25 protein-coding genes are annotated in these 26,296 nt (G+C 53.1%); 14 read left to right on the top strand and 11 right to left on the bottom strand.

The annotated features are described in order from the left end of the window. Nucleotide 1: 1 nt before the first annotated feature. The 7 genes from acpT (at nucleotide 2) to nikR (ending at nucleotide 6,022) form a co-directional block, all read left to right on the top strand. Nucleotides 2-589, top strand: coding sequence for a 4'-phosphopantetheinyl transferase AcpT (gene acpT, locus FEK47_RS17950; RefSeq protein WP_130221333.1), 588 nt, complete (start codon nucleotides 2-4; stop codon nucleotides 587-589). 110 nt (nucleotides 590-699) lie between these two features. Then, nucleotides 700-2,274 carry a nickel ABC transporter substrate-binding protein gene (gene nikA / locus FEK47_RS17945; RefSeq protein WP_000953368.1) on the top strand — a complete coding sequence of 525 codons (1,575 nt, stop codon included), beginning with the start codon at nucleotides 700-702 and terminating at the stop codon, nucleotides 2,272-2,274. Next, nucleotides 2,274-3,218, top strand: a complete 945-nt coding sequence (gene nikB / locus FEK47_RS17940) for a nickel ABC transporter permease subunit NikB (RefSeq protein WP_000947068.1) — start codon at nucleotides 2,274-2,276, stop codon at nucleotides 3,216-3,218. The genes nikA and nikB overlap by 1 nt, the downstream gene beginning before the upstream one ends. Beyond that, nucleotides 3,215-4,048 carry a nickel ABC transporter permease subunit NikC gene (nikC, locus tag FEK47_RS17935; RefSeq protein ID WP_113264606.1) on the top strand — a complete coding sequence of 278 codons (834 nt, stop codon included), beginning with the start codon at nucleotides 3,215-3,217 and terminating at the stop codon, nucleotides 4,046-4,048. The genes nikB and nikC overlap by 4 nt, the downstream gene beginning before the upstream one ends. Continuing rightward, the gene (gene nikD, locus FEK47_RS17930; RefSeq protein WP_135487105.1) at nucleotides 4,048-4,812 is read left to right on the top strand and encodes a nickel import ATP-binding protein NikD; all 765 of its coding nucleotides are present in this window, start codon (nucleotides 4,048-4,050) and stop codon (nucleotides 4,810-4,812) included. Before nikC ends, nikD begins: the two co-directional genes overlap by 1 nt. After that, on the top strand, nucleotides 4,809-5,615 hold the full coding sequence (gene nikE, locus FEK47_RS17925; protein WP_135487104.1) for a nickel import ATP-binding protein NikE: 807 nt from the start codon (nucleotides 4,809-4,811) through the stop codon (nucleotides 5,613-5,615). Before nikD ends, nikE begins: the two co-directional genes overlap by 4 nt. Nucleotides 5,616-5,620: 5 nt before the next feature. Further along, nucleotides 5,621-6,022, top strand: a complete 402-nt coding sequence (gene nikR, locus FEK47_RS17920) for a nickel-responsive transcriptional regulator NikR (protein WP_001190062.1) — start codon at nucleotides 5,621-5,623, stop codon at nucleotides 6,020-6,022. Nucleotides 6,023-6,141: 119 nt separating this feature from the next. On the opposite strand, the gene FEK47_RS17915 is transcribed toward nikR, so the two are convergent. The 6 genes from FEK47_RS17915 to FEK47_RS25140 all read right to left on the bottom strand — a co-directional run bounded on the left by FEK47_RS17915 (nucleotide 6,142) and on the right by FEK47_RS25140 (nucleotide 11,945). Continuing rightward, on the bottom strand, nucleotides 6,142-6,501 hold the full coding sequence (locus FEK47_RS17915) for a type II toxin-antitoxin system HicB family antitoxin (protein ID WP_135487103.1): 360 nt from the start codon (nucleotides 6,499-6,501) through the stop codon (nucleotides 6,142-6,144). Then, complete coding sequence (locus FEK47_RS17910; RefSeq protein WP_135487102.1) at nucleotides 6,498-6,773, bottom strand: type II toxin-antitoxin system HicA family toxin; 276 nt, start codon at nucleotides 6,771-6,773, stop codon at nucleotides 6,498-6,500. Before FEK47_RS17910 ends, FEK47_RS17915 begins: the two co-directional genes overlap by 4 nt. Before the next feature lie 72 nt (nucleotides 6,774-6,845). Then, nucleotides 6,846-7,970, bottom strand: coding sequence for an ABC transporter permease (locus FEK47_RS17905; protein WP_016262635.1), 1,125 nt, complete (start codon nucleotides 7,968-7,970; stop codon nucleotides 6,846-6,848). Next, nucleotides 7,970-10,705, bottom strand: a complete 2,736-nt coding sequence (gene rbbA, locus FEK47_RS17900; RefSeq protein ID WP_138183308.1) for a ribosome-associated ATPase/putative transporter RbbA — start codon at nucleotides 10,703-10,705, stop codon at nucleotides 7,970-7,972. The genes FEK47_RS17905 and rbbA overlap by 1 nt, the downstream gene beginning before the upstream one ends. Continuing rightward, a complete protein-coding gene (locus FEK47_RS17895) occupies nucleotides 10,702-11,769 on the bottom strand; it encodes an HlyD family secretion protein (protein WP_135487101.1) in 1,068 nt (355 codons plus the stop codon). Before FEK47_RS17895 ends, rbbA begins: the two co-directional genes overlap by 4 nt. Before the next feature lie 62 nt (nucleotides 11,770-11,831). After that, nucleotides 11,832-11,945: a hypothetical protein gene (locus FEK47_RS25140; RefSeq protein WP_214251098.1), complete on the bottom strand. Its 114-nt coding sequence runs from the start codon at nucleotides 11,943-11,945 to the stop codon at nucleotides 11,832-11,834. 559 nt (nucleotides 11,946-12,504) lie between these two features. On the opposite strand from FEK47_RS25140, the gene FEK47_RS17885 reads away from it, so the two are divergent. After that, nucleotides 12,505-13,557, top strand: coding sequence for a DUF2776 family protein (locus FEK47_RS17885; RefSeq protein WP_135487100.1), 1,053 nt, complete (start codon nucleotides 12,505-12,507; stop codon nucleotides 13,555-13,557). Between the two features lie 41 nt (nucleotides 13,558-13,598). On the opposite strand, the gene FEK47_RS17880 is transcribed toward FEK47_RS17885, so the two are convergent. Beyond that, complete coding sequence (locus FEK47_RS17880; RefSeq protein ID WP_000418114.1) at nucleotides 13,599-13,895, bottom strand: metalloregulator ArsR/SmtB family transcription factor; 297 nt, start codon at nucleotides 13,893-13,895, stop codon at nucleotides 13,599-13,601. Between the two features lie 105 nt (nucleotides 13,896-14,000). On the opposite strand from FEK47_RS17880, the gene FEK47_RS17875 reads away from it, so the two are divergent. After that, a complete protein-coding gene (locus FEK47_RS17875) occupies nucleotides 14,001-14,999 on the top strand; it encodes a permease (protein ID WP_138183307.1) in 999 nt (332 codons plus the stop codon). On the opposite strand, the gene FEK47_RS17870 is transcribed toward FEK47_RS17875, so the two are convergent. Beyond that, complete coding sequence (locus FEK47_RS17870) at nucleotides 14,991-16,184, bottom strand: NAD(P)/FAD-dependent oxidoreductase (RefSeq protein ID WP_138183306.1); 1,194 nt, start codon at nucleotides 16,182-16,184, stop codon at nucleotides 14,991-14,993. The two genes, FEK47_RS17875 and FEK47_RS17870, sit on opposite strands and share 9 nt — an antisense overlap. Nucleotides 16,185-16,414: 230 nt before the next feature. Here FEK47_RS17870 and pitA point away from each other — a divergent pair, with 230 nt between their 5' ends. Then, nucleotides 16,415-17,914, top strand: coding sequence for an inorganic phosphate transporter PitA (gene pitA, locus FEK47_RS17865; protein ID WP_135487097.1), 1,500 nt, complete (start codon nucleotides 16,415-16,417; stop codon nucleotides 17,912-17,914). A 67-nt stretch (nucleotides 17,915-17,981) separates the two neighbouring features. Here the strand turns inward: pitA and uspB are convergent, their stop codons facing one another. Continuing rightward, nucleotides 17,982-18,317, bottom strand: coding sequence for a universal stress protein UspB (uspB, locus tag FEK47_RS17860; RefSeq protein ID WP_000626187.1), 336 nt, complete (start codon nucleotides 18,315-18,317; stop codon nucleotides 17,982-17,984). Nucleotides 18,318-18,707: 390 nt separating this feature from the next. Between uspB and uspA the strand changes: the two genes are divergently transcribed. Both uspA and dtpB read left to right on the top strand, forming a co-directional pair. Then, the gene (gene uspA / locus FEK47_RS17855) at nucleotides 18,708-19,142 is read left to right on the top strand and encodes a universal stress protein UspA (protein WP_000323571.1); all 435 of its coding nucleotides are present in this window, start codon (nucleotides 18,708-18,710) and stop codon (nucleotides 19,140-19,142) included. A gap of 354 nt (nucleotides 19,143-19,496) precedes the next feature. Continuing rightward, nucleotides 19,497-20,966: a dipeptide/tripeptide permease DtpB gene (dtpB, locus tag FEK47_RS17850; protein WP_130221309.1), complete on the top strand. Its 1,470-nt coding sequence runs from the start codon at nucleotides 19,497-19,499 to the stop codon at nucleotides 20,964-20,966. Nucleotides 20,967-21,014: 48 nt separating this feature from the next. Here dtpB and rsmJ read toward each other — a convergent pair whose 3' ends face one another. Together rsmJ and prlC are read right to left on the bottom strand one after the other, a co-directional pair. Then, nucleotides 21,015-21,767 (bottom strand): 16S rRNA (guanine(1516)-N(2))-methyltransferase RsmJ, encoded by a 753-nt coding sequence (rsmJ, locus tag FEK47_RS17845; protein ID WP_135487096.1) that lies wholly within the window; start codon nucleotides 21,765-21,767, stop codon nucleotides 21,015-21,017. A 7-nt stretch (nucleotides 21,768-21,774) separates the two neighbouring features. Beyond that, nucleotides 21,775-23,817: an oligopeptidase A gene (prlC, locus tag FEK47_RS17840; RefSeq protein WP_135487095.1), complete on the bottom strand. Its 2,043-nt coding sequence runs from the start codon at nucleotides 23,815-23,817 to the stop codon at nucleotides 21,775-21,777. A 202-nt stretch (nucleotides 23,818-24,019) separates the two neighbouring features. Between prlC and rlmJ the strand changes: the two genes are divergently transcribed. Next, complete coding sequence (gene rlmJ / locus FEK47_RS17835; protein WP_135487094.1) at nucleotides 24,020-24,862, top strand: 23S rRNA (adenine(2030)-N(6))-methyltransferase; 843 nt, start codon at nucleotides 24,020-24,022, stop codon at nucleotides 24,860-24,862. 71 nt (nucleotides 24,863-24,933) lie between these two features. Next, nucleotides 24,934-26,286 (top strand): glutathione-disulfide reductase, encoded by a 1,353-nt coding sequence (gene gorA / locus FEK47_RS17830; RefSeq protein WP_000160811.1) that lies wholly within the window; start codon nucleotides 24,934-24,936, stop codon nucleotides 26,284-26,286. Nucleotides 26,287-26,296 lie beyond the last annotated feature (10 nt).

Below are 26,296 nucleotides of genomic sequence, written 5' to 3'. Positions count from 1 at the left end.
TATGTATCGGATAGTTCTGGGGAAAGTTTCGACCTTAAGCGCAGCTCCACTGCCACCGGATTTACGCGATCAAGCACCGCAAGGTCCACGACGCGAACGCTGGCTGGCGGGGCGTGCATTGCTTTCGCACACGCTTTCCCCGCTACCGGAGATCATCTATGGCGAACAAGGCAAACCTGCATTCGCGCCGGAAACGCCGCTATGGTTCAACTTAAGCCATAGCGGTGACGATATCGCCCTGCTGTTGAGCGATGAAGGCGAAGTCGGCTGCGATATCGAAGTGATTCGCCCGCGCGCCAACTGGCGCTGGCTGGCGAACGCGGTGTTCAGCCTCGGGGAACACGCTGAGATGGACGCCGTGCATCCTGATCAGCAGCTGGAAATGTTCTGGCGCATCTGGACGCGCAAAGAAGCCATCGTTAAACAGCGTGGCGGCAGCGCCTGGCAAATCGTCAGCGTAGACAGCACCTATCAGTCCTCGCTGTCAGTCAGCCATTGCCAGCTCGACAATTTAAGCCTGGCAATCTGCACCCCTACCCCCTTTACGCTCACCGCCGACAGTGTGCAATGGATCGATTCAGTTAACTGATCCGCCCACCCGACTGTCCATCTATTGATCCAGAACAGGTAATCAGTATGACGAATACTTAAAATCGTCATACTTATTTCCGCCATCTATTTTAATCCATTGGGGTTACCATGCTCTCCACACTCCGCCGCACTCTATTTGCGCTGCTGGCTTGTGCGTCTTTTATCGTCCATGCCGCCGCGCCAGATGAAATCACCACCGCCTGGCCGGTGAATGTCGGGCCACTAAACCCGCACCTTTACACGCCTAACCAGATGTTCGCCCAGAGCATGGTTTATGAACCGCTGGTGAAATATCAGGCTGATGGTTCGGTGATCCCGTGGCTGGCAAAAAGCTGGACTCATTCAGAAGATGGTAAAACCTGGACCTTCACCCTGCGTGATGACGTGAAATTCTCCAACGGCGAACCGTTTGATGCAGAGGCAGCGGCAGAAAACTTCCGCGCAGTGCTCGATAACCGTCAACGTCACGCCTGGCTGGAGCTGGCAAACCAGATTGTTGATGTCAAAGCACTCAGTAAAACAGAGCTGCAAATCACCCTGAAAAGCGCCTACTATCCTTTCCTGCAAGAACTGGCCCTGCCTCGTCCTTTCCGCTTTATCGCCCCCTCGCAGTTTAAAAACCATGAAACCATGAACGGGATTAAAGCGCCGATTGGCACCGGACCGTGGGTTTTGCAGGAATCGAAACTGAATCAGTACGATGTCTTCGTCCGTAACGAAAACTACTGGGGCGAAAAGCCGGCGATTAAAAAGATCACTTTTAACGTCATCCCGGACCCGACTACCCGCGCGGTAGCGTTTGAAACTGGCGATATCGACCTGCTGTACGGAAACGAAGGGTTATTACCGCTCGATACCTTCGCCCGCTTTAGCCAGAATCCGGCTTACCACACCCAACTGTCACAGCCGATCGAAACCGTGATGCTGGCGCTCAATACTGCCAAAGCCCCTACCAACGAGCTGGCAGTACGTGAAGCTCTTAATTACGCGGTAAACAAAAAATCGCTGATTGATAACGCGTTGTATGGCACCCAGCAGGTTGCCGACACCCTGTTTGCCCCTTCTGTGCCTTACGCTAATCTCGGCCTGAAACCACGCCAGTACGATCCGCAGAAAGCGAAAGCGTTGCTGGAAAAAGCCGGTTGGACGCTGCCTGCAGGCAAAGACATCCGCGAGAAAAATGGTCAGCCGCTGCGCATTGAACTTTCGTTCATCGGCACCGATGCGTTAAGTAAATCGATGGCGGAAATCATTCAGGCTGATATGCGCCAGATTGGCGCAGATGTCTCGCTGATTGGCGAAGAAGAGAGCAGTATCTATGCTCGTCAGCGCGACGGTCGTTTTGGCATGATTTTCCACCGCACCTGGGGCGCGCCATACGATCCACACGCCTTCCTGAGTTCAATGCGCGTACCGTCGCACGCTGACTTCCAGGCACAGCAAGGATTAGCCGACAAACCGCTGATTGATAAAGAGATCGGCGAAGTGCTGGCGACCCATGACGAAACGCAACGTCAGGCGCTGTATCGCGACATTCTGACCCGTCTGCATGACGAGGCGGTTTATCTGCCTATCAGTTACATCTCAATGATGGTGGTATCAAAACCGGAGCTGGGTAACATCCCCTACGCGCCGATCGCCACCGAAATTCCGTTCGAACAGATTAAACCGGTGAAACCTTAATGTTGCGTTACGTATTACGCCGCTTTCTGCTGCTGATCCCGATGGTGCTCGCCGCCTCGGTGATCATTTTTCTGATGCTGCGCCTCGGTACCGGCGACCCGGCGCTCGATTATCTGCGTCTGTCTAACCTGCCGCCGACGCCGGAGATGCTGGCCTCTACCCGCACCATGCTCGGACTGGATCAGCCGCTGTACGTCCAGTACGGTACCTGGTTGTGGAAGGCGCTGCATCTTGACTTTGGTATCTCATTCGCCAGCCAACGCCCAGTGCTGGACGATATGCTGAACTTCCTGCCCGCCACGCTGGAACTTGCAGGTGCCGCGCTGGTATTAATTCTGCTCACTTCTGTGCCGCTCGGTATCTGGGCGGCGCGCCATCGCGATCGTCTTCCGGATTTCGCCGTACGTTTCATCGCGTTTCTCGGCGTGTCGATGCCCAACTTCTGGCTGGCGTTTTTACTGGTGATGGCGTTTTCGGTGTATCTGCAATGGCTACCCGCGATGGGTTACGGCGGCTGGCAGCACATCATTTTGCCTGCGGTTTCCATTGCCTTTATGTCGCTGGCGATTAACGCGCGTTTGCTGCGCGCCAGTATGCTGGACGTCGCCGGTCAGCGTCACGTCACCTGGGCGCGTCTGCGCGGCCTGAACGACAAACAGACCGAACGCCGCCATATTCTGCGCAATGCCTCGCTGCCGATGATTACTGCCGTGGGGATGCACATCGGCGAATTGATTGGCGGGACGATGATTATCGAAAACATCTTTGCCTGGCCGGGCGTCGGGCGCTATGCGGTGTCGGCGATTTTTAACCGTGACTATCCGGTGATTCAGTGCTTTACGCTGATGATGGTGGTGGTTTTTGTGGTCTGTAATTTGATTGTCGATTTGCTCAACGCCGCGCTGGACCCGCGCATTCGTCGTCATGAAGGAGCGCACGCGTGAAATTTTTCCTCTCTTCCCGCTGGTCGGTACGCCTGGCGCTGATCATTATCGCCCTGCTGGCGCTGATTGCGCTCACCAGCCAGTGGTGGCTGCCGTATGACCCCCAGGCGATTGATCTGCCGTCGCGCCTACTTTCACCGGATGCGCAGCACTGGCTGGGCACCGATCACTTAGGGCGTGATATTTTCTCGCGGCTGATGGCAGCGACCCGCGTGTCGCTCGGTTCGGTAATGGCCTGCCTGCTGCTGGTGCTGACATTAGGGCTGGTTATTGGCGGCAGCGCCGGACTGATTGGCGGACGCGTTGATCAGGCGACTATGCGCGTCGCCGATATGTTTATGACCTTCCCGACCTCGATTCTGTCGTTCTTTATGGTCGGCGTGCTCGGCACCGGGCTGACCAACGTGATTATCGCCATCGCCCTGTCGCACTGGGCGTGGTACGCGCGCATGGTGCGAAGCCTGGTGATTTCACTGCGCCAGCGCGAGTTTGTGCTGGCGTCACGGCTTTCCGGTGCGGGCCATGTGCGGGTGTTTGTCGATCATCTGGCGGGTGCTGTGATCCCTTCGCTGCTGGTGCTGGCAACGCTGGATATCGGCCATATGATGCTGCATGTCGCGGGGATGTCCTTCCTCGGCCTCGGCGTGACCGCGCCGACCGCCGAATGGGGCGTGATGATTAACGACGCGCGCCAGTATATCTGGACCCAGCCGCTGCAAATGTTCTGGCCGGGGCTGGCGCTGTTTATCAGCGTGATGGCCTTTAACCTGGTGGGTGACGCACTGCGCGATCATCTGGATCCTCATCTGGTGACGGAGCACGCACACTAATGCCGCAACAGATTGAACTGCGCGATATCGCGCTACAGGCCGCGCAGCCGCTGGTGCACGGCGTATCGTTAACCCTGCAACGCGGGCGTGTGCTGGCGTTAGTCGGCGGTAGCGGCAGTGGGAAATCATTAACCTGCGCCGCGGCGCTGGGCATTCTGCCCGCAGGCGTTCGCCAGACGGCGGGGGAAATTTTAGCCGATGGCAAACCGATTTCTCCCTGCGCCCTGCGCGGCATCAAAATTGCCACCATCATGCAGAACCCGCGCAGCGCCTTTAATCCGCTGCACACTATGCACACCCACGCGCGGGAAACCTGCCTGGCGCTGGGGAAACCCGCCGATGACGCTACGCTTACCGCTGCCATAGAAGCGGTGGGGCTGGAAAACGCCGCGCGCGTATTGAAGCTGTACCCGTTCGAGATGAGCGGCGGCATGTTGCAGCGCATGATGATTGCGATGGCGGTGCTGTGTGAATCACCGTTTATCATCGCCGATGAACCGACCACCGACCTTGACGTGGTAGCGCAGGCGCGAATCCTCGATCTGCTGGAAAGCATTATGCAAAAACAAGCGCCGGGAATGCTGCTGGTGACCCATGATATGGGCGTTGTGGCGCGTCTGGCAGATGACGTGGCGGTGATGTCACACGGTAAAATTGTCGAACAGGGCGATGTAGAAACGCTGTTTAACGCCCCCAAACATACGGTGACGCGCAGCCTGGTTTCCGCTCATCTCGCCCTCTACGGTATGGAGCTGGCATCATGACTTTACTTAACGTCTCCGGCCTTTCCCATCACTATGCGCACGGTGGATTTAGCGGAAAACATCAACACCAGGCGGTGCTGAATGACGTTTCGCTGACCCTGAAAAGCGGTGAAACCGTCGCCCTGCTGGGGCGCAGCGGCTGCGGAAAAAGCACTCTCGCGCGGCTGCTGGTAGGCTTAGAGTCTCCCTCACAAGGGAATATTAGCTGGCGCGGCGAATCGCTGGCGAAACTTAATCGCGCCCAACGTAAAGCCTTCCGCCGTGATATTCAGATGGTATTTCAGGACTCCATCAGCGCCGTTAACCCGCGCAAAACCGTGCGCGAGATCCTGCGTGAACCGATGCGCCATCTGCTATCGCTGAAAAAATCCGAACAACTGGCGCGCGCCAGCGAAATGCTGAAGGCGGTAGATCTTGACGACAGCGTGCTCGACAAACGCCCACCGCAGTTAAGCGGCGGCCAGCTCCAGCGCGTCTGCCTGGCGCGCGCGCTGGCGGTCGAACCGAAACTGCTGATTCTGGATGAAGCGGTTTCTAACCTTGACCTCGTGTTACAGGCGGGCGTCATTCGCCTGCTGAAAAAGCTGCAACAACAGTTTGGCACCGCCTGCCTGTTCATCACCCACGACTTACGTCTTGTAGAACGCTTCTGTCAGCGGGTGATGGTGATGGACAACGGACAAATCGTCGAAACCCAGGTGGTGGGAGATAAATTAACCTTTTCCTCTGACGCCGGACGTGTGCTACAAAACGCGGTATTACCCGCATTCCCCGTGCGCCGTCGCGCCACAGAAAAGGTTTAACGCAAATGCAACGAGTCACCATCACGCTTGATGACGATTTACTGGAGACGCTGGACAGCCTGAGCCAGCGTCGTGGTTATAACAACCGTTCCGAAGCTATCCGCGATATTCTGCGTAGCGCCCTGGCACAGGAAGCTACCCAGCAGCACGGCACACAAGGTTTCGCGGTGCTGTCATATGTGTATGAACACGAAAAACGCGACTTAGCCAGCCGTATTGTCTCCACCCAACATCACCACCACGATCTCTCGGTTGCCACGCTGCATGTACACATTAATCACGACGACTGTCTGGAAATCGCCGTGTTGAAAGGTGACATGGGCGACGTGCAGCATTTTGCCGATGACGTTATCGCCCAGCGCGGCGTGCGGCACGGGCATTTGCAGTGCTTGCCGAAGGAAGATTGAGTTATTTCTAGAACGAGGAAAGAAAAGATATTAACTGAACTTAATTTATAAAATTAAGTTCAGTTGCATAGATAGATCCTGTAAAGGCAGATATTCTGCGTAATGTACGCCGCTAAAATTTATAAATGATTCAAACGCTCATTCAGCGTTTCAATAATATAGGTATTAACAGAGACTTGTTGCTGCGCAGCGGCATTATTAAGGCGTTCGCTCAGCGATTCTGGATAGCGTAACGTAAAGGTCTTAATCTTTTCTGTACGCGCATACGGCTCAATACCCGCAGATTTACAATCCTCAAGATACTCTCGCAGGGAAAGCTCCCCTTCTTTTTGCAGCCCCTGAATACTGTCAGAGACAAAATCACAATAACCTGACAAGCCCAGGAATTTGCCACGAAATGCATTCAGTTCTGGCACGTAGGTAATAACAGCTGGTTGCCCGGCAATCTCCATAGAGTTTGGCGTCTTCAGTTTGATCATGGTTTTACCCCTATACTTAATAACCAGTCACGCACGCTTTCTACAGCGCCTTTATCGGTATCTGGCGACGGATGAGGCCGATGGAAACACGCAACGCTCATATTTAGTATGAACTTACAACGCGAACCTCTTCCTTCCTTAATTTCTCCGCCTAATGCTTTAACCAGTGACTCTATATCAGACCACTTGATCCCTTGAGGAACAGGAGATTTAAATATTTGATCCAATGTATTTTTTTGTTTCTTCCGTAAAGCCTGTACCTGGATTCTCATGGCATGTCCTTATGACTTCACTTTATGACATCAATAGTATGACATCACAGTATGAAGTCAAGTTTCCCTTCCTTACGCCATTGTCCCAATCGTCTTCCTGAATCGCAGCAGCGCGATGGTGAAAAACACGCCGCCAATTGCCATCAGCGTCAGGAACTGCGGCCAGACGATTTCGAATCCGGCACCACGGTAGAGAATGGCTTGCGCGAGGCTAACAAAGTGTGTCGTCGGCATGGTCAGCATAATGTCCTGCACCATCTGCGGCATACTTTCGCGCGGCGTGGAGCCACCAGAAAGCATTTGCAGCGGCAGCAGCACCAGAATCACCAGCAGCCCCAGTTGCGGCATTGAACGCGCTATCGTCCCCATAAAAATGCCGATTGACGTGGTGGCAAACAGACTGAGCGCCACGCCCAGCATAAACAGCGGGATCGAGCCTTCAATCGGTACGCCCAGCACGCCTTTTACCATCAGCACCAGCGATAATCCCGATACCACCAGCACCACCAGCCCCATCGACCAGACCTTTGCCATCATGATCTCAAACGGCGTTATCGGCATCACCAGTAAGTGTTCCACCGTGCCGTGTTCACGCTCGCGGATCAGCGCCGATCCGGTCAATACAATCGCCAGCATGGTAATGTTGTTGATGATCGCCATCACCCCACCGAACCACGCGGGATCGAGGTTCGGGTTAAAGCGCATCCGGGTTTCCAGCGATACCAACGGTTCGCTATTATCACGGTAGCGCGCGACAAAGCTGTTCACTTCACCGTTGATAATATTCTGGATATACCCATTGCCGGTAAATGCCTGGCTCATGCGCGTGGCATCGACGTTCACCTGAATATCCGGCTGGCGTCCGGCGAGGACATCACGCTGAAAATTAGGCGGAATATTTATCGCGAAGGTATAGCGTCCGGCGTCCAGCCCGGCATCCATCTCATCGGCGGTGATCATCTCCGGCGGCAAAAACCATGGGCGATAGAAGCTGTTAACGATCCGGTTCGACAACTGCGATTGATCCATATCGGCAATGGCGATCGGCGCGAGGTTCAACGATCCAGGCGTAACGGTCGCTGATGAATACACCGACACCGTAAACGAGAAGACAATCAGCGTCAGCATCGCTTTATCACCGAGCAGACTGCGCAACTCTTTGATACCCAGATTAAAAATATTGCGTAAATGGCGCATCATCCCTCCTGTTTTTTCAGCAGCAGGATGCTTAAGCCCATCACCAGCGGGATGGCTATCAGCAACGGGATAAAAAGTTGCCACAAATCAGTCAGATCAAGCGCCTTCGAGAACGTTCCGCGGGCGATAGTCAGAAAATGACTGGTCGGGTAAACCTCGCCGATCCAACGTCCAGGACCTTCCAGCGAAGCTACCGGATCGATCATCCCGGAAAACTGTGTCGCCGGGATCAACGTGATAATCGCCGTACCGAAAATGGCGGCAATCTGGCTTTTCATAAAGGTAGAGATCAGCAGCCCCATTCCGGTGGCGATGATGATATACAGCAACGCCGCCAGGGTGAGCGTCAGGAAACTGCCTTTATGCGGTACGCCAAACACAAACACCGACAGGCCGCAGAGCAGGAAAAAGTTCAGCATCCCCAGCGCGATGTACGGCAGCTGTTTGCCAAGTAAAAATTCGCTACGGGTGGTGGGGGTCACGTAAAGGTTGATAATCGACCCTAGCTCTTTTTCCCGCACCACGCTAAGGGCGCTTAGCATTGACGGGATCATCATCAGCAGAAGCGGGATCACCGCCGGAACAATCGCTGGCAGGCTTTTTACATCCGGGTTATAGCGATAGCGCGTCTCAATATTCATCAGCCCGCTTTGGCTGGCGGGCGCGGATTGTCGGCTTGCCACATCCTGAAGCCAACTCTGGTGCATAGCCTGCACGTAACCTTTTACCGTTTCGGCACGACTGGGCATCGCTCCGTCGATCCAGACGCCGAGTTCCACAGGCGTACCACGCGCGATATCGCGCCCGAAATTGGGAGGGATCTCAATTGCCACCGTGATATCGCCCGCACGCATCCGACGATCAAGCTCGTCATAACTGGTGAGCGGTGGCTGTTCGATAAAGTAACGGGAACCGGAGAGATTGAGCGTCCACGCCTGGCTACTGACAGTCTGGTCGCGGTCGAGCACCGCAAAGCGCAGGTTTTCCACATCCATACTGATGCCGTAACCCATTATCAGCATCAGGATCACCGTTCCCATCAACGCCAGCGTCGAACGTACCGGATCGCGGCGCAGTTCCAGTGCTTCGCGGCGGCTGTAGCTAAACAGACGGCGCAGGCTAAATCCCTGACGCGGCGCGTGGGTGGTGTCGTGTACCACGGGCGGCGCTTCGGCTTCGTTGCTCTGCCCTGCCGCCTCCTGCAAATAGGCGATAAATGCCTCTTCCAGACTGGCGGCTCCGCGTTTCTCAACCAGCTCCTGCGGTGTACCGCTGGCAAGCACTTTTCCGGCGTGCATCAGTGAGATGCGGTCGCAACGTTCCGCTTCGTTCATAAAGTGGGTGGAGATGAAAATGGTCACTTTGTCCTGGCGCGAGAGATCGACCATCAACTGCCAGAACATATCCCTCGCCACCGGATCGACGCCAGAAGTAGGCTCATCGAGGATTAACATCTCCGGGCGATGAATCACCGCCACCGCCAGCGAAAGCCGCTGGCGAATGCCGAGCGGCAATGACTCCGGCAGAACATCTTCAACGTCGTTGAGCTTAAAACGCTCGCTCATTTCAGCCACTCGCGCGGGAATTTCCGCTTCCGGGATGTGAAACAAACGGGCATGTAACTCCAGGTTTTGCCGCACGGTGAGTTCGTTATAGAGCGAAAACGCCTGCGACATATAGCCCACCCGACGGCGGGTATCGATATCTTTTGGATCAACCGGTTGCCCAAACAGCCACGCCTCACCTTCGCTGGCGGGCAGCAGTCCGGTGAGCATTTTCATGGTGGTGGATTTACCGCAGCCGTTCGATCCAAGAAAACCAAAAATCTCCCCGCGTGGAATGCGGAAATTGACGTGATCAACGGCAACGAAGGAACCAAAACGCATGGTCAGATCGCGCGCTTCGATGGCAATCTCTGCGTTTTCCGGTTGATACGGTGGGATCACTACCGCCTGATGCGCCTGGCGTTGCGCTTGCGGTAACAGATTAATAAACGCCTCTTCCAGCGTGGCGCTTTGCGTTTGCTGCCGCAGCTCTTCGGCGCTACCGGTTGCCAGCACTTCTCCGGCATTCATCGCCACCAACCAGTCAAAGCGTTCGGCCTCTTCCATGTAGGCGGTGGCGACCAGAACGCTCATATTGCTCTGCCGCTGGCGAATACTGTCGATCAGATCCCAGAACTGGGCGCGGGAGAGCGGGTCAACCCCCGTTGTTGGCTCATCAAGAATCAACAGTTCCGGGTCGTGGATTAACGCACAGCACAGCCCAAGTTTTTGCTTCATCCCGCCGGAGAGTTTTCCCGCCGGACGATCGCGAAACGGTGCTAACCCGGTGCTGGTCAGCAGCTCATTGATTCGGACTTCCCGCTCCGCTTTGTCGTGACCGAACAGGCGGGCGAAAAAATCGACGTTTTCATACACCGATAAGGTGTGGTAGAGATTTTTGCCCAGCCCCTGCGGCATCCAGGCGATGCGCGGGCAGACGTCGCGGCGATGCTTCGGGTCGCGCATATCGCCGCCCAGCACCATCACATTGCCCTGTTCAATGACGCGGGCACCGGAAATCAACGACAACAAGCTCGACTTCCCGACGCCGTCCGGGCCAATCAGCCCGACCATGCAACGGGCCGGAATATCGAGAGTAATATTGTTCAGCGCAACGGTTTTTCCATAATGCTGGCTCACGCCCGCCAGTTGCGCGACAGGCGGGACGGGAACCAGTTCCAGATGCGTCATTGCGGCAACCTCACCACGAGGTCGTCAGGCCACGGAAGTTCTTCATTCACCCGCACCCACGCCACGCCCGGCAAGCCCGTTTTGACATATTCCAGATGCTGCTGGAGTAATTCCGGTGGGATACGCGCTTTGACACGGAACATCAGTTTCAGCCGCTCATCGCTGGTTTCGACAGTTTTTGGCGTGAACTGGGCGACGCTGGCGACAAAACTGATGGTTGCAGGAATACGCAAATCTGGCGCAGCATCGAGGATCAGCCGGGCTTCGCCGCCAAGTTTCAGCGTACCCGCCTGCTCGGTTGGCAGGAAGAAAGTCATATAGACGTCGCTGAGATCGACCATATTCAGCACCCGACCGCCTGCCGCCAGCACTTCCCCTGGCTCGGCAACCCGATACTGCACGCGTCCGTCACGCGGGGCTTTCAGTTCGCTGTCATCGATATCTGCGGCAATGCGCCGTTCAGTGGCTTGTGCCGCTTCGACGCGAGTTTGCGCCTGAATGATATTAGTGCGTGCCGCCTCTATAGCGGCTTTAGAAGCCGAAACCTGGGCTTTTGCCGATTCCAGCGCAGCACGGGCGCCTTCGGCAGCGGCGCGGTCGTCATCCAGTTGTTGCGCAGAAATAGCCCCACGATGGGCGAGCGAGCGGGAACGGGTATGACGTTTGGCTACGGAGTCCAGTTCAGCTTGCCGTTGATTAACCAGCGACTGAGCGGCGCGAGTTTCACTTTGCCGCTGTTCCAGCAAAGCCTGCGCGGCGGCAACGGCACTTTGCGCCTCTTTGATTTGCGCGATGGCTTCCAGTCGCTGTTCCTGCAACACGCGAGTATCCATCTTCGCCAGCACTTCGCCTTCGCGAACAAACTGGCCTTCTTTCACCAGAATGGTGTCGATACGCCCGGCAATTTTGCTGGCGATATCCACTTCCGTCGCTTCAATGCGCCCATTGCTGACGGCAAAGCCTTCCGGCACACCTGCCGGGCGCAACAGCCACCACGCCACGATAGCAGCCACCGCCAGTAACCCGACAACCCACCACGCCAGATGGCGCTTAATATTATCCATAATCGACCCGCCATAATCCCTGTAAGCAATCGACGCGTGTTACAACTGCCACCGAACGACGTTCAGCGAATTATTCCATCCGGGATAAGAAGGAAACGGCAAAGGCGGCCAGGGCGCAGCAAACTGAGCGCCAACGGGGAAGGTCTGGTGAAAACGGGTAGTAATGTTGTCATCATCAGCATTCCTGGCCGTAAATGAAACACGCATACTCATAAGTGAAATCAATTAAATACTAACATTTATATTCATGTTGTCTATTTGATTACCATCAGCTTGTGATACATCGCGATGTTCTTCTGTTCGATAGCGTTTTTAACCAAAAATCTTCTGCACAGGTTCTCAGATACTACTGCGTAGGTTTGCATAACAGAAAATCCGATGACTATCACATAGCGTTATTATCGCCGAGGTGCAAATATTTACCGAAAGTGAAATGTTTTTTTGAAAAGATGATAGATGATAAATGCTTGTGTATTAAATAAAGCAATCTCGAACAAGGTCGTTTAAATCAACAAAATAAAAATAGGATAAAGATATTAACTCGGAATTTACCTTAGGATAAATATTTATTTATCAGCATTAACTCACATCTAAAACTTAACACTCAGGGCAATAAATCCGGCTATAGTAAAGTTACTTGTTACATTTGGTGGTATCTCATTGTTATATTTAACTGACTAAAAATACTACTGATACGCTTTCTTATATTAGCAGAAAGTACACATGGAGTTTAAAATGAATATATATATCGGATGGCTATTTAAATTAATCCCTTTAATTATGGGGATAATATGTATTGCATTGGGTGATTTTGTATTAGCAGGTTCCGGGCAAAGTGAGTATTTTGTGGCGGGGCATGTACTTATTTCGCTTTCTGCAATCTGTCTGGCATTATTCACTACTGCGTTTATTATTATTTCGCAGTTAACGCATGGTGTGAATAAGCTCTACAACACACTTTTTCCTGTTATTGGTTACGCTGGGTCTGTCGCAACTATGATTTGGGGATGGTTACTGCTGGCAAGTGATAATGTCATGGCCGATGAATTTGTTGCCGGGCATGTTATTTTCGGTGTTGGGATGATTGCCGCCTGCGTATCCACCGTGGCGGCGTCTTCCGGGCATTTTCTGCTAATTCCCAAAAACGCCTCGGGCAGTAAGAGTGATGGTACGCCGTTGCAGGCTTATTCTTCAACAATCGGTAATGGCTTAATTGCCGTTCCCGTTCTGCTTACTCTCTTTGGTTTCATTTGGTCAGTCGCGCTGTTACGTAGTGCAAATATCACACCACATTATGTTGCTGGTCACGTACTGCTGGGGTTAACTGCAATTTGCGCTTGTCTTATCGGCCTTGTCGCCACTATTGTCCATCAAACGCGGAATACGTTCTCAGTGAAAGAGCATTGGCTGTGGTGCTATTGGGTTATTTTACTTGGATCACTGACGGTTATTCAGGGGATCTACGTTTTAGTCAGTTCTGATGAAAGTGCCAGACTGGCACCCGGCATTATTCTTATTTGTCTGGGGATGATCTGCTACAGCATTTTCTCCAAAGTGTGGCTGTTGGCGTTGGTATGGCGGCGCACCTGTTCGTTAGCCAACAGAATACCCATGATTCCGGTATTTACCTGTCTGTTTTGCCTGTTCCTCGCAGCGTTCCTTGCTGAAATTGCGCAAACCGATATGGCTTATTTTATTCCTTCGCGAGTTTTGGTTGGCTTAGGTGCAGTGTGTTTTACACTGTTTTCCATCGTTTCTATATTAGAAGCGGGTTCTGCGAAAAAATAATGACTCTCGCCGGGTTGTGGTTAGTTACAGCCTGGCGAATATTAATACTTCCCGTTATTCACGCAGCACTCTTCACGCAGAAAACTAATAATCCCTTCCAGCACATCATATTGCGAGACACACATCAACGTGCGACTTTCGCGGTTTTGCTTAACCAGACCAACGGAGACCAGCGCCGAGATATGGTGGCTCAAGGTCGATGCGGGGATCGCAAGTTCCTTCTGTAACTCGCCTACCGGCATCCCGCGTTCTCCCGCTTTGACCAGGTGACGAAAAATAAACAAACGGGTCGGATGACCTAATTCTTTCAGTGCCTTAGCGACATCTTCCAGTTCCATAAGTAGTTTCTCCGGCTAATTGATATTTCGATAATACCAGAAATATCTTGCTCACCGCTCTTTATTTCGATAATTTTAGAAATATCGTTTTAAAGAGGGTATAAAATGTTTGAATGGTTACCAGGGCTGCGCGACGCCGCCGGGATGTTCCTGTTCTTAGCCGTAGAGCTATCGTTACTTTTTCTTCTTATCAGTGCTGGTGTCAGCGTAATCCGTCATAAAATCCCGGATCATAAGATCCAGAAAATGATGGGTGCGCGTAAAGGGCGCGGTTATTTGCTGGCAGCAATGTTAGGTGCAGTGACTCCGTTTTGCAGTTGCTCAACCATTCCCATGCTTCGCGGTCTTCTTTCTGCAAAAGCGGGATTTGGCCCAACGCTCACCTTTTTGTTTGTTTCACCATTACTCAACCCGATTATCGTCGGGCTAATGTGGGCAACATTTGGCTGGAAGGTCACGTTGTTGTACGCCGTTATTGCGTGCGGCGTTTCGCTGACCGCCAGTTTGTTACTGGATTTTGTTGGCTTTGAACGATACGTCATACCGGCGAAGGGGAGCAACGCGAGCTGCTGCAAACCGGTGTTCGATAAACCCGTAATTAGCTTGCGCTCCGTGACGTTTACACCGCAAACCACATCTTGCTGTACCGCAAAACCTGCTGTTAATTGCTATAGTGCTGCCAAAACGGCTCCCCCCAGCCTGCCGACTCAGGCAATAAAGGATGCATGGCTGCAATTTAAAGAAGTGCTGCCCTATCTGTTAATTGGGGTGCTAATTGGCTCATTTATTTACGGCTTTATTCCAGCACAATGGATTGCAGCACATGCCGGAACGGATAATCCACTGGCCATCCCCCTGAGCGCGGTTATAGGTATCCCGCTCTATATACGTGCAGAGGCCGTCATTCCCCTCGCCTCGGTATTAATGACCAAAGGCATGGGGATGGGAGCTGTAATGGCACTCATCATCGGTAGCGCGGGTGCCAGCTTAACAGAAGTTATTTTGCTGAAATCGATGTTTCGCACGCCGATGATTATTGCCTTTCTGATGGTAATTTTAGGAATGGCAGTGGTTATGGGATATGTAACGCAAGCGTTATTCTGAGGCCAAATCCTGTGCACAGGCCCACGCACTGGACCACGCCCACTGGAAGTTATAGCCCCCCAGCCAGCCGGTAACGTCCATCACTTCACCGATAAAGTACAAGCCCGGAACTTTACGCGCTTCCATCGTCCGTGAAGAGAGTTCATTGGTGTCCACGCCGCCGAGCGTCACTTCGGCGGTGCGATAGCCTTCAGTGCCGTTAGGTTGTACGCGCCAGTCGGTCAATGTGGCAATGAGCGCCTGTTGGTCACGCACGTTGAGCTGTTTTAACGAGACGTCCGGGATCTGCCCGAGTTGTTGTAACAGTTCAACCAACCGTTTCGGCAGATGAACCGCCAGCGTGTTTTTCAGGCTCTGATTCGGATGCGCGTTACGCTGTTCATTAAGAAAGGCTTCCAGATCGACATCCGGTAGCAGGTTGATGCTGACAAATTCACCCGGTTGCCAGTAGCTGGATATCTGCAATACCGCAGGGCCAGACAAGCCGCGATGGGTGAAGAGTAAGTTCTCACGGAATACGGTGCCGTTTTCAGCGGTGATCACTGAAGGTACTGCAACGCCTGCCAGCACCTGTAACTCTTCCAGCAACGGTTTATGCAGGGTGAATGGCACCAGGCCTGCGCGCGTCGGCAACACGTTCAGCCCGAATTGTTCGGCAATCTTATAACCGAACGGCGACGCGCCCAGACCCGGCATCGAGAGGCCTCCGGTCGCGATGACCAGTTTATCGCAGCCTACTGTCATACCATTCAGTTCAAGCGTGAATCCCGCGTCATCCTTCGTCACGCTCAACACTTCGCTACGTAATCTGAAGGTCACATTGCCCTTCTCGCACTCATCCACCAGCATGTCGACAACCTGCTGAGCGGAGTCATCACAGAAGAGTTGCCCTAACGTTTTCTCGTGCCAGGCGATGCCGTGTTTATTGACCAGATCAATGAAATCCCACTGGGTAAAACGCGCGAGTGCAGACTTACAAAAATGCGGATTTTGGCTCAGATAAGCACCTGGTTCGACATAAAGGTTGGTAAAGTTGCAGCGCCCACCGCCAGACATGAGGATTTTGCGCCCTGGTTTTTTACCATTATCGATCAGCAGAACCCGGCGTCCTGCCTGACCTGCCAGCGCAGAACAGAACATACCCGCCGCACCAGCGCCTATAATAATGGCATCAAACCTTTCCACGTTGCGCTCCTCTTAGAAAAAATGGGCGTGAATTGTAAAGATTCCTCAGTGGCCGCACCAGCAGCAATATTACTTAGGGGAAGTATTTGTCTGAATTATATAAGATAATTATTTTTTGAGCGAAATTCATACAGGAGGCAAATCAAAAAAATCTATATTTCACTTTGCCCGCGCCGCGAAAGTCACTGATAATGCGCCGCGTTCATGTCCTCAAAATGGCGTAACGTCCTATGCTACATTTGTTTGCTGGCCTGGATTTGCATACCGGGCTGTTATTATTGCTTGCACTGGCTTTTGTGCTGTTCTACGAAGCCATCAATGGTTTCCATGACACAGCCAACGCCGTGGCAACTGTCATCTATACCCGCGCGATGCGTTCTCAGCTCGCTGTGGTTATGGCGGCAGTGTTCAACTTCCTGGGTGTTTTGCTGGGTGGTCTTAGTGTTGCCTATGCCATTGTGCATATGCTGCCGACAGATCTGCTGCTTAATATGGGATCGTCCCATGGTCTTGCCATGGTGTTCTCTATGTTGCTGGCAGCAATTATCTGGAACCTTGGTACCTGGTACTTTGGTTTACCTGCATCCAGCTCCCATACGCTGATTGGCGCGATCATCGGTATTGGTTTAACCAATGCGTTGATGACCGGTACGTCAGTGGTGGATGCACTCAATATCCCGAAAGTATTAAGTATTTTCGCATCTCTGATCGTTTCCCCTATTGTCGGCCTGGTGTTTGCTGGCGGTCTGATTTTCTTGCTGCGTCGCTACTGGAGCGGCACCAAGAAACGCGCCCGTATCCACCTGACCCCAGCGGAACGTGAAAAGAAAGACGGCAAGAAAAAGCCGCCGTTCTGGACGCGTATCGCGCTGATCCTTTCCGCTATCGGCGTGGCGTTCTCTCACGGCGCGAACGATGGTCAGAAAGGCATTGGTCTGGTTATGTTGGTTCTGATTGGCGTCGCGCCAGCGGGCTTCGTGGTGAATATGAATGCCACTGGCTACGAAATCACCCGTACCCGTGATGCCATCAACAATGTGGAAGCTTACTTTGAGCAGCATCCTGCGCTGCTTAAACAGGCGACCGGTGCCGATCAGTTAGTACCGGCTCCGGAAGCAGGCGCAACACAACCTGCGGAGTTCCATTGCCATCCGTCGAATACCATTAACGCGCTCAACCGCCTGAAAGGCATGCTGACCGCCGATGTGGAAAGCTACGACAAGCTGTCGCTTGACCAACGTAGCCAGATGCGCCGCATTATGCTGTGCGTTTCTGACACTATCGACAAAGTGGTGAAAATGCCTGGCGTCACTGCGGATGATCAGCGTCTGTTGAAGAAACTGAAGTCCGATATGCTGAGCACCATCGAGTATGCTCCGGTGTGGATCATCATGGCGGTCGCGCTGGCGTTAGGTATCGGTACGATGATTGGCTGGCGTCGTGTGGCGACCACTATCGGTGAGAAAATCGGTAAGAAAGGCATGACCTACGCTCAGGGGATGTCTGCTCAGATGACGGCAGCGGTGTCTATCGGTCTGGCGAGTTATACCGGGATGCCGGTTTCCACCACTCACGTACTCTCCTCTTCCGTAGCGGGGACAATGGTGGTTGACGGCGGCGGCTTACAGCGTAAAACCGTAACCAGCATTCTGATGGCCTGGGTGTTTACCCTCCCGGCTGCAGTTCTGCTCTCCGGTGCGCTGTACTGGATCTCCTTGCAGTTCCTGTAATCGCACGCATAAAAACGAGCGGGTCAGTTTACTGGCCCGCTTTTTTTATGCGTTATTACCGTGACGCTTAATGCCAAATCATCAACGCAATCAGGCTTACCACCACCAGGCCACACAATGCGCTGGTCAGAATAAACTGACGACGCACGCGCTCGCAGCGACGGATAAACTCATCATCGTGATGATCGCGATAACGTTGGGCATAGATATACCAAACGAGACGCACCTGTTTGTTGGGTTGGCCATGTGAGGTAAAAAAGCCCCCTCCATCAACATATTGATAGAGCAATGGATCGCAATTACGCAGTACCACTAACAACGCGCGTAGTGATGAGAAATAGCGCGCCATGTTAACAATGCAAACGACACATAAAGCCCAAAATAATGCGACGGTGCTTATCATACCCCCTCCCCGGCGACCTGCCCGCGGAGTTCCCCTCCGGGGCTACCGCTCCCGATACGCTGCCAATCAGTTAACACCAGGTCCTGGAGAAACCGCTTTTGTGATGGCAAACATCCGAGCGGCTCTATAGATAGTGTAGGAGATCAGGTTGTTTTTTTTCCATAAGGTTAACCACTATCAATACATTCATGTAGAAAATTTGATTATCTGATTGGTAAGCAAGGCGGATTGACGGATCATCCAGGTCGCTATAAGGTAAGGATGGTCTTTTCACTGAATCTTTACGGCTGGGTTAGCCCCGCGCACGTAGTTCGCAGGACGCGGGTGACGTAACGGCACAAGAAACGCAAGCTGGCCAGTCATCGACAACTTTATGGAAGGAGTAACACTATGGCTTATAAACACATTCTCATCGCGGTCGATCTCTCCCCGGAAAGCAAAGTTCTGGTAGAGAAAGCTGTCTCTATGGCTCGCCCCTACAATGCGAAAGTTTCTCTGATCCACGTAGATGTAAACTACTCTGACCTATACACCGGACTTATTGATGTAAATCTGGGTGACATGCAGAAACGCATTTCCGAAGAGACTCATCATGCATTGACCGAACTCTCCACCAACGCAGGATACCCCATCACTGAAACCCTTAGCGGCAGCGGCGATTTGGGTCAGGTTCTGGTTGATGCGATCAAGAAATACGACATGGACCTGGTTGTTTGTGGTCACCACCAGGACTTCTGGAGCAAACTGATGTCTTCCGCGCGTCAGCTGATCAACACCGTTCACGTTGATATGCTGATTGTTCCGCTGCGCGACGAAGAAGAATAATATCTCCCCCACTTGCTCCTGAACGCCCGCTTATGCGGGCGTTCTGCTTTTTGTGTTGCACCCGAATGCAACGTGTGGGTACAAACACGGGAGTGCTCAATCAAGCCGGTGTTCATCCGCAGTCAGAAAGTTCCTCTACGCATCGAATAATTCAAATTTACATCACGACAAAATAGCATTTAGCGCCATCATATCTCAAACAGCCAGCATGATTAGCTGGTTGTTTTTTGTTGTGATAGTGCATTAATGCATTCATTACATCAATATTAAGAATTTTAGACGTGTGTAAACTCTTTCGCACGCAATCACTTACGCGTTCATACTTTTCATGATGGTATTGAAAGGCTAAAAATTATGAATACAACAACACCCACTGGGATGCTGCAACAACCTCGCCCATTCTTCATGATCTTTTTTGTCGAACTATGGGAGCGATTCGGTTACTACGGCGTGCAAGGCGTCCTGGCCGTTTTCTTCGTTAAACAGCTCGGTTTCTCACAAGAACAGGCTTTTGTCACCTTTGGTGCCTTCGCTGCGCTGGTCTATGGCCTTATCTCGATCGGCGGTTATGTTGGCGACCATCTGTTAGGAACTAAACGCACCATTGTCCTTGGGGCAATTGTTCTGGCGATGGGCTACTTCATGACCGGGATGTCGCTACTCAAGCCAGACCTGATATTCATCGCGCTGGGAACAATCGCCGTCGGCAACGGCCTGTTTAAAGCCAACCCGGCAAGCCTGCTTTCGAAGTGCTATCCACCGAAAGATCCACGTCTCGATGGCGCTTTCACCCTGTTCTATATGTCGATCAATATCGGCTCGTTGATTGCGCTGTCGCTAGCACCGGTTATCGCTGACAGATTTGGCTATTCCGTCACCTATAACTTATGCGGAGCAGGATTGATTGTCGCGCTACTGGTTTACATCGCCTGTCGCGGAATGGTGAAAGATATTGGTTCTGAACCAGATTTCCGACCGATGAACTTCAGCAAATTGTTGTACGTGCTGCTTGGCAGCGTGGTGATGATTTTCGTTTGCGCATGGCTGATGCACAACGTGGAAGTCGCCAATCTGGTACTGATTGTGCTCTCTATCGTCGTGACCATTATCTTCTTCCGTCAGGCATTCAAGCTGGATAAAACCGGGCGCAATAAGATGTTTGTCGCCTTTGTGCTGATGCTTGAAGCGGTAGTGTTTTACATCCTCTACGCCCAGATGCCAACGTCGCTGAACTTCTTTGCTATCAACAACGTGCATCATGAAATTCTCGGTTTTTCCATCAACCCGGTGAGCTTCCAGGCGCTTAACCCGTTCTGGGTGGTGCTCGCCAGCCCAGTTCTGGCAGGCATTTACACGCATCTGGGTAACAAAGGCAAAGACCTCTCCATGCCGATGAAATTTACCCTCGGTATGTTTATGTGCTCGCTGGGCTTTTTGACAGCCGCCGCAGCAGGAATGTGGTTTGCGGATGCCCAGGGGCTGACATCGCCATGGTTTATCGTGCTGGTTTACTTATTCCAGAGCTTAGGTGAACTGCTTATTAGCGCCCTGGGCCTCGCAATGATTGCCGCTCTGGTGCCACAACATTTGATGGGCTTTATTCTCGGGATGTGGTTCCTTACGCAGGCTGCCGCGTTCTTGCTGGGCGGCTATGTGGCAACATTTACCGCAGTACCAGACAACATTACCGACCCGCTTGAGACGCTGCCTGTCTATACCAACGTGTTTGGTAAGATTGGTCTGGTCACGCTGGGCGTTGCTGTAGTGATGCTGTTGATGGTGCCGTGGCTGAAACGAATGATTGAGACGCCGGAAAGCCATTGATTATTCTTGCAGAAAACAGGGTAGCGTTATCGCTACCCTGTTTTACTTTTACGCCGGTGTACCAGCATAAATATCAAAGCGATGCCCTTTGGTGACAACCGCGTTTGGCGTGGCAACATTCGCCAGCGGCGGCGCGTAGTCCGGACGCTTTACCACCACGCGTTTGGTCGCCAGCAGCCGCGCAGGCTCCAGCAATCCATCGGCATCAAGATCCGGCCCCACCAGCGACTGAAAGACACGCATCTCTTTTTTCACCAGCGCGCTTTTCTGCTTATGCGGGAACATCGGGTCGAGATAAACCACCTGCGGGCGCGGGGTAATATCGGTCAGCGCCGTCAGGCTGGAGGCGTGAATTAACTGCAAACGCTCCTGCAACCAGCCGCCGATCTCCGCATCCGCATAGCCACGCGCCAGGCCATCGTCGAGCAATGCGGCAACCACCGGATTACGTTCCAGCATCCGCACGCGGCAGCCGACCGACGCCAGCACAAAGGCATCGCGACCAAGTCCTGCGGTGGCGTCCACCACGTCCGGCAGATAATCGCCTTTAATGCCCACCGCTTTCGCCACCGCCTCACCGCGGCCACCGCCGAATTTGCGACGGTGCGCCATTGCCCCGCCGACAAAATCAACGAAAATGCCGCCAAGTTTTGGCTCATCACGCTTGCGCAGTTCCAGATGCTCCGGCGTTAACACCAGCGCCATCAGGTTGTCTTCATCATGCTCCAGCCCCCAGCGGGCCGCCAGAACAGATAAGGCGCCGTCTCCGGCGCCCGTTTCATCAATTAAGCAGATTTTCACTGAATGATCAGCCCTTAATGCCGTAATGCTCCAGCATCGCATCCAGTTGCGGTTCACGACCACGGAAACGTTTGAACAGATCCATCGGCTCTTCTGAACCACCACGGCTCAGAATGTTGTCGAGGAACGACTGTCCGGTTTCGCGGTTGAAAATGCCCTCTTCCTCAAAACGCGAGAAGGCATCTGCTGCCAGCACATCGGCCCACAGGTAGCTGTAGTAGCCTGCCGCATAACCACCGGCGAAAATATGGCTAAAAGCGTGCGGGAAGCGGCCCCATGACGGAGACGGTACCACGGCAACCAGTTTCTTGATTTCTGCCAGAGTTTCGAGGATTTTCGCTCCCTGATCCGGGCGGAACTCGGCATGGAGGCGGAAATCGAACAGGCCGAACTCCAGCTGACGCAGAATAAACAGCGCCGCCTGGTAGTTCTTCGCCGCCAGCATTTTATCCAGCAACTCTTTCGGCAGCGGTTCGCCAGTTTCATAGTGACCAGAGATAAACGCCAGCGCCTCAGGCTCCCAGCACCAGTTTTCCATAAACTGGCTCGGCAGTTCGACCGCATCCCACGGTACCCCGCTGATACCAGACACTCCGGCAGTTTCGATGCGGGTCAGCATATGGTGCAGACCATGACCGAACTCGTGGAACAGGGTGATCACTTCGTCATGGGTAAACAGCGCCGGTTTACCATTTACCGGGCGGTTGAAGTTACAGGTCAAATACGCGACCGGTTTTTGCAGCGAACCGTCGGCTTTACGCATCTGGCCTACGCAGTCATCCATCCACGCCCCGCCGCGTTTGTTTTCACGGGCATACAGGTCGAGGTAGAAGCTACCGCGAAGTTCGTTGTTCTCGTCATACAGTTCGAAGAAACGTACATCCGGATGCCAGACATCAACATCTTTACGCTCTTTAGCGGTGATGCCGTAAATACGTTTCACCACTTCAAACAGGCCGTTAACCGCTTTGTTTTCCGGGAAGTACGGACGCAGTTGTTCGTCACTGATGCTGTAAAGGTGCTGTTTTTGTTTTTCGCTGTAGTATGCGATATCCCACGGTTGCAACTCATCGACGCCAAATTCGGCTTTGGCGAAGGCGCGCAGTTGCGCCAGCTCTTTTTCGCCCTGCGGACGCGCGCGTTTTGCCAGATCGGTTAAGAAATCCAGCACCTGCTGCGGGTTTTCCGCCATTTTAGTGGCAAGGGATTTAAAGGCGTAGTTTTCAAAGCCCAGCAGTTGCGCCAGTTCGTGACGCAGAGCGAGGATCTCTTCCATCACCTTGCTGTTGTCCCATTTACCGGCGTTTGGGCCTTGATCGGAGGCGCGAGTGCTATAAGCGCGATACATCTCTTCACGCAAGGCCTGGTTGTCGCAGTAGGTCATTACCGGCAAGTAGCTTGGGATATCCAGCGTCAGTAGGTAGCCTTCAAGTTCTTTCGCTTCGGCCTGGGCTTTTGCCGCAGCCAGCGCACTTTCTGGCATCCCCGCTAGCTCAGCTTCGTCGGTAACGAGTTTGGTCCAGCCCATCGTCGCATCGAGAACGTTGTTGCTGTACTGGTTGCCCAGCTCAGAAAGACGGGTGGCAATTTCGCCGTAGCGTTGCTGTTTCTCTTTCGGCAGAGCGATACCAGAGAGTTCGAAGTCGCGCAGTGCGTTATCAACCGCTTTTTTCTGAGCCGTATTCAGCGTGGCGTAATGATCGCCATCGCGCAGGTCGCGATACGCTTTATACAGCCCTTCATGTTGCCCTACCCAGGTGCTGTATTCCGACAGCAGCGGCAGGGTTTGTTCGTACGCTTCACGCAGTTCCGGGCTATTTTTCACCGAGTTCAGGTGGCTGACCGGGGAGAAGATACGCCCCAACACATCGTCCACTTCCGCCAGCGGCTGGCAGAGATTTTCCCAGGTGTACGGTGCCCCTTGCGCTACTACGCGCTCCACATTTTCGCGGCAGTCGTTCAGCGCCTTAGTCACGGCAGGAACGACATGTTCCGGGAGAATTTTAGAAAACGGAGGCAATTCAAAGGGAGTCAGTAACGGATTCGTCATTAGCGCAGTCCTGGTTAAAGAGGTTAAGGAAGCGCTCAACAGGCGCTTTACATAATGTGTGTAGCATGGGGTTAAGTGTAGTGAATTTCAATGAGAAACGTTACGCTTTCGCGGCAGCGGCCTCTTTTCGGTATACTGTCCTGATAGGCTTTTGTGCGCCCCGAATACGGGCCGATTTTTACTTACCGGAACACCTTTACCCATGCTCAGTTATCGCCACAGCTTTCACGCTGGCAACCACGCCGACGTCCTTAAACATACCGTTCAGAGCCTGATCATCGAGTCGCTGAAAGAGAAAGATAAACCGTTTCTCTATCTCGACACCCACGCAGGGGCCGGGCGTTATCAGTTAGGCAGCGAACATGCCGAGCGTACCGGCGAATATCTCGAAGGTATCGCCCGTATCTGGCAGCAGGACGATTTGCCTGCGGAGCTGGAGGCGTACATCGATGTGGTAAAACACTTCAACCGTAGCGGGCAGTTGCGTTACTACCCCGGTTCGCCGTTGATTGCTCGTCAGTTACTGCGCGAACAAGACAGCCTGCAACTGACCGAGCTGCACCCGAGCGATTACCCGTTGCTGCGTTCTGAATTTCAGAAAGACAGCCGTGCGCGCGTCGAAAAAGCCGACGGTTTCCAGCAGCTTAAGGCCAAACTGCCGCCGGTTTCCCGCCGTGGTTTAATCCTTATCGACCCGCCGTATGAAATGAAAACCGACTATCAGGCGGTGGTCAGCGGGATAGCAGAAGGTTACAAACGTTTCGCCACGGGCACTTACGCATTGTGGTATCCAGTGGTGCTGCGCCAGCAAATTAAGCGCATGATCCACGACCTGGAAGCGACCGGCATTCGCAAAATTCTGCAAATTGAACTGGCGGTACTGCCAGACAGCGATCGCCGTGGCATGACCGCTTCCGGCATGATTGTGATTAACCCGCCGTGGAAGCTGGAACAGCAGATGAATAACGTGCTGCCGTGGCTGCACAGCAAACTGGTTCCGGCAGGCACCGGGCACGCCACCGTAAGCTGGATCGTGCCGGAGTAATTGCAGCCATTGCTGGCACCTATTACGTCTCGCGCTACAATCGCGGTAATCAACGATAAGGACACTCTGTCATGACTAAACACTATGATTACATCGCCATCGGCGGCGGCAGCGGCGGTATCGCCTCCATCAACCGCGCGGCTATGTACGGCCAGAAATGCGCACTGATTGAAGCCAAAGAACTGGGAGGCACCTGCGTGAACGTCGGCTGCGTGCCGAAGAAAGTGATGTGGCACGCGGCGCAAATCCGTGAAGCGATCCATATGTACGGCCCGGATTATGGTTTTGATACCACTATCAATAAATTCAACTGGGAAACGTTGATCGCCAGCCGTACCGCCTATATCGACCGTATTCATACTTCCTATGAAAACGTGCTCGGTAAAAATAACGTTGATGTAATCAAAGGCTTTGCCCGCTTCGTTGATGCCAAAACGCTGGAGGTAAACGGCGAAACCATCACGGCCGATCATATTCTGATCGCCACCGGCGGTCGTCCGAGCCACCCGGATATTCCAGGCGTGGAATACGGTATTGATTCTGATGGCTTCTTCGCCCTTCCTGCTTTGCCAGAGCGCGTAGCGGTTGTTGGTGCGGGTTACATCGCTGTTGAGCTGGCGGGCGTGATTAACGGCCTGGGCGCGAAAACGCATCTGTTTGTGCGTAAACATGCGCCGCTGCGCAGCTTCGACCCGATGATCTCTGAAACGTTGGTTGAAGTGATGAACGCCGAAGGCCCGCAGTTGCACACCAACGCCATCCCGAAAGCGGTAGTGAAAAATGCCGATGGTAGCCTGACGCTGGAGCTGGAAGATGGTCGCAGTGAAACGGTGGATTGCCTGATTTGGGCGATTGGTCGCGAGCCTGCCAATGACAACATCAACCTCGAAGCCGCTGGCGTTAAAACCAACGAAAAAGGCTATATCGTCGTCGATAAATATCAAAACACCAACGTTGAAGGTATTTACGCGGTAGGCGATAACACAGGTGCAGTGGAACTGACACCGGTGGCAGTTGCAGCGGGTCGCCGTCTCTCTGAACGCCTGTTTAATAACAAGCCGGATGAGCATCTGGATTACAGCAACATTCCGACCGTGGTCTTCAGCCATCCGCCGATTGGTACTGTTGGTTTAACGGAACCGCAGGCGCGCGAGCAGTACGGCGACGATCAGGTGAAAGTGTATAAATCCTCTTTCACTGCGATGTATACCGCCGTCACCACTCACCGCCAGCCGTGCCGCATGAAGCTGGTGTGCGTTGGACCAGAAGAGAAGATTGTCGGTATTCACGGCATTGGTTTTGGTATGGACGAAATGTTGCAGGGCTTCGCGGTGGCGCTGAAGATGGGTGCAACCAAAAAAGACTTCGACAATACCGTCGCCATTCACCCAACGGCGGCAGAAGAGTTCGTGACAATGCGTTAAATGTTAAAGG

The organism is Escherichia sp. E3659 (assembly GCF_005781135.1).
Classification (GTDB): domain Bacteria; phylum Pseudomonadota; class Gammaproteobacteria; order Enterobacterales; family Enterobacteriaceae; genus Escherichia.
Note: the sequence above shows the minus strand (reverse complement) of the source record. Positions and strands in the feature narration are given on the sequence as shown.

Coding starts and splice junctions, on each gene's coding strand:
- gorA (WP_000160811.1), top strand. CDS start 24,934: ATGACTAAACACTATGATTACATCGCCATCGGCGGCGGCAGCGGCGGT.
- nikB (WP_000947068.1), top strand. CDS start 2,274: ATGTTGCGTTACGTATTACGCCGCTTTCTGCTGCTGATCCCGATGGTG.
- nikA (WP_000953368.1), top strand. CDS start 700: ATGCTCTCCACACTCCGCCGCACTCTATTTGCGCTGCTGGCTTGTGCG.
- prlC (WP_135487095.1), bottom strand. CDS start 23,817: ATGACGAATCCGTTACTGACTCCCTTTGAATTGCCTCCGTTTTCTAAA.
- uspB (WP_000626187.1), bottom strand. CDS start 18,317: ATGATAAGCACCGTCGCATTATTTTGGGCTTTATGTGTCGTTTGCATT.
- FEK47_RS17915 (WP_135487103.1), bottom strand. CDS start 6,501: ATGATCAAACTGAAGACGCCAAACTCTATGGAGATTGCCGGGCAACCA.
- uspA (WP_000323571.1), top strand. CDS start 18,708: ATGGCTTATAAACACATTCTCATCGCGGTCGATCTCTCCCCGGAAAGC.
- FEK47_RS25140 (WP_214251098.1), bottom strand. CDS start 11,945: ATGATGACAACATTACTACCCGTTTTCACCAGACCTTCCCCGTTGGCG.
- FEK47_RS17910 (WP_135487102.1), bottom strand. CDS start 6,773: ATGAGAATCCAGGTACAGGCTTTACGGAAGAAACAAAAAAATACATTG.
- rbbA (WP_138183308.1), bottom strand. CDS start 10,705: ATGACGCATCTGGAACTGGTTCCCGTCCCGCCTGTCGCGCAACTGGCG.
- nikR (WP_001190062.1), top strand. CDS start 5,621: ATGCAACGAGTCACCATCACGCTTGATGACGATTTACTGGAGACGCTG.
- acpT (WP_130221333.1), top strand. CDS start 2: ATGTATCGGATAGTTCTGGGGAAAGTTTCGACCTTAAGCGCAGCTCCA.
- FEK47_RS17895 (WP_135487101.1), bottom strand. CDS start 11,769: ATGGATAATATTAAGCGCCATCTGGCGTGGTGGGTTGTCGGGTTACTG.
- FEK47_RS17885 (WP_135487100.1), top strand. CDS start 12,505: ATGAATATATATATCGGATGGCTATTTAAATTAATCCCTTTAATTATG.
- FEK47_RS17880 (WP_000418114.1), bottom strand. CDS start 13,895: ATGGAACTGGAAGATGTCGCTAAGGCACTGAAAGAATTAGGTCATCCG.
- rlmJ (WP_135487094.1), top strand. CDS start 24,020: ATGCTCAGTTATCGCCACAGCTTTCACGCTGGCAACCACGCCGACGTC.
- FEK47_RS17905 (WP_016262635.1), bottom strand. CDS start 7,970: ATGCGCCATTTACGCAATATTTTTAATCTGGGTATCAAAGAGTTGCGC.
- dtpB (WP_130221309.1), top strand. CDS start 19,497: ATGAATACAACAACACCCACTGGGATGCTGCAACAACCTCGCCCATTC.
- nikD (WP_135487105.1), top strand. CDS start 4,048: ATGCCGCAACAGATTGAACTGCGCGATATCGCGCTACAGGCCGCGCAG.
- nikE (WP_135487104.1), top strand. CDS start 4,809: ATGACTTTACTTAACGTCTCCGGCCTTTCCCATCACTATGCGCACGGT.
- pitA (WP_135487097.1), top strand. CDS start 16,415: ATGCTACATTTGTTTGCTGGCCTGGATTTGCATACCGGGCTGTTATTA.
- FEK47_RS17875 (WP_138183307.1), top strand. CDS start 14,001: ATGTTTGAATGGTTACCAGGGCTGCGCGACGCCGCCGGGATGTTCCTG.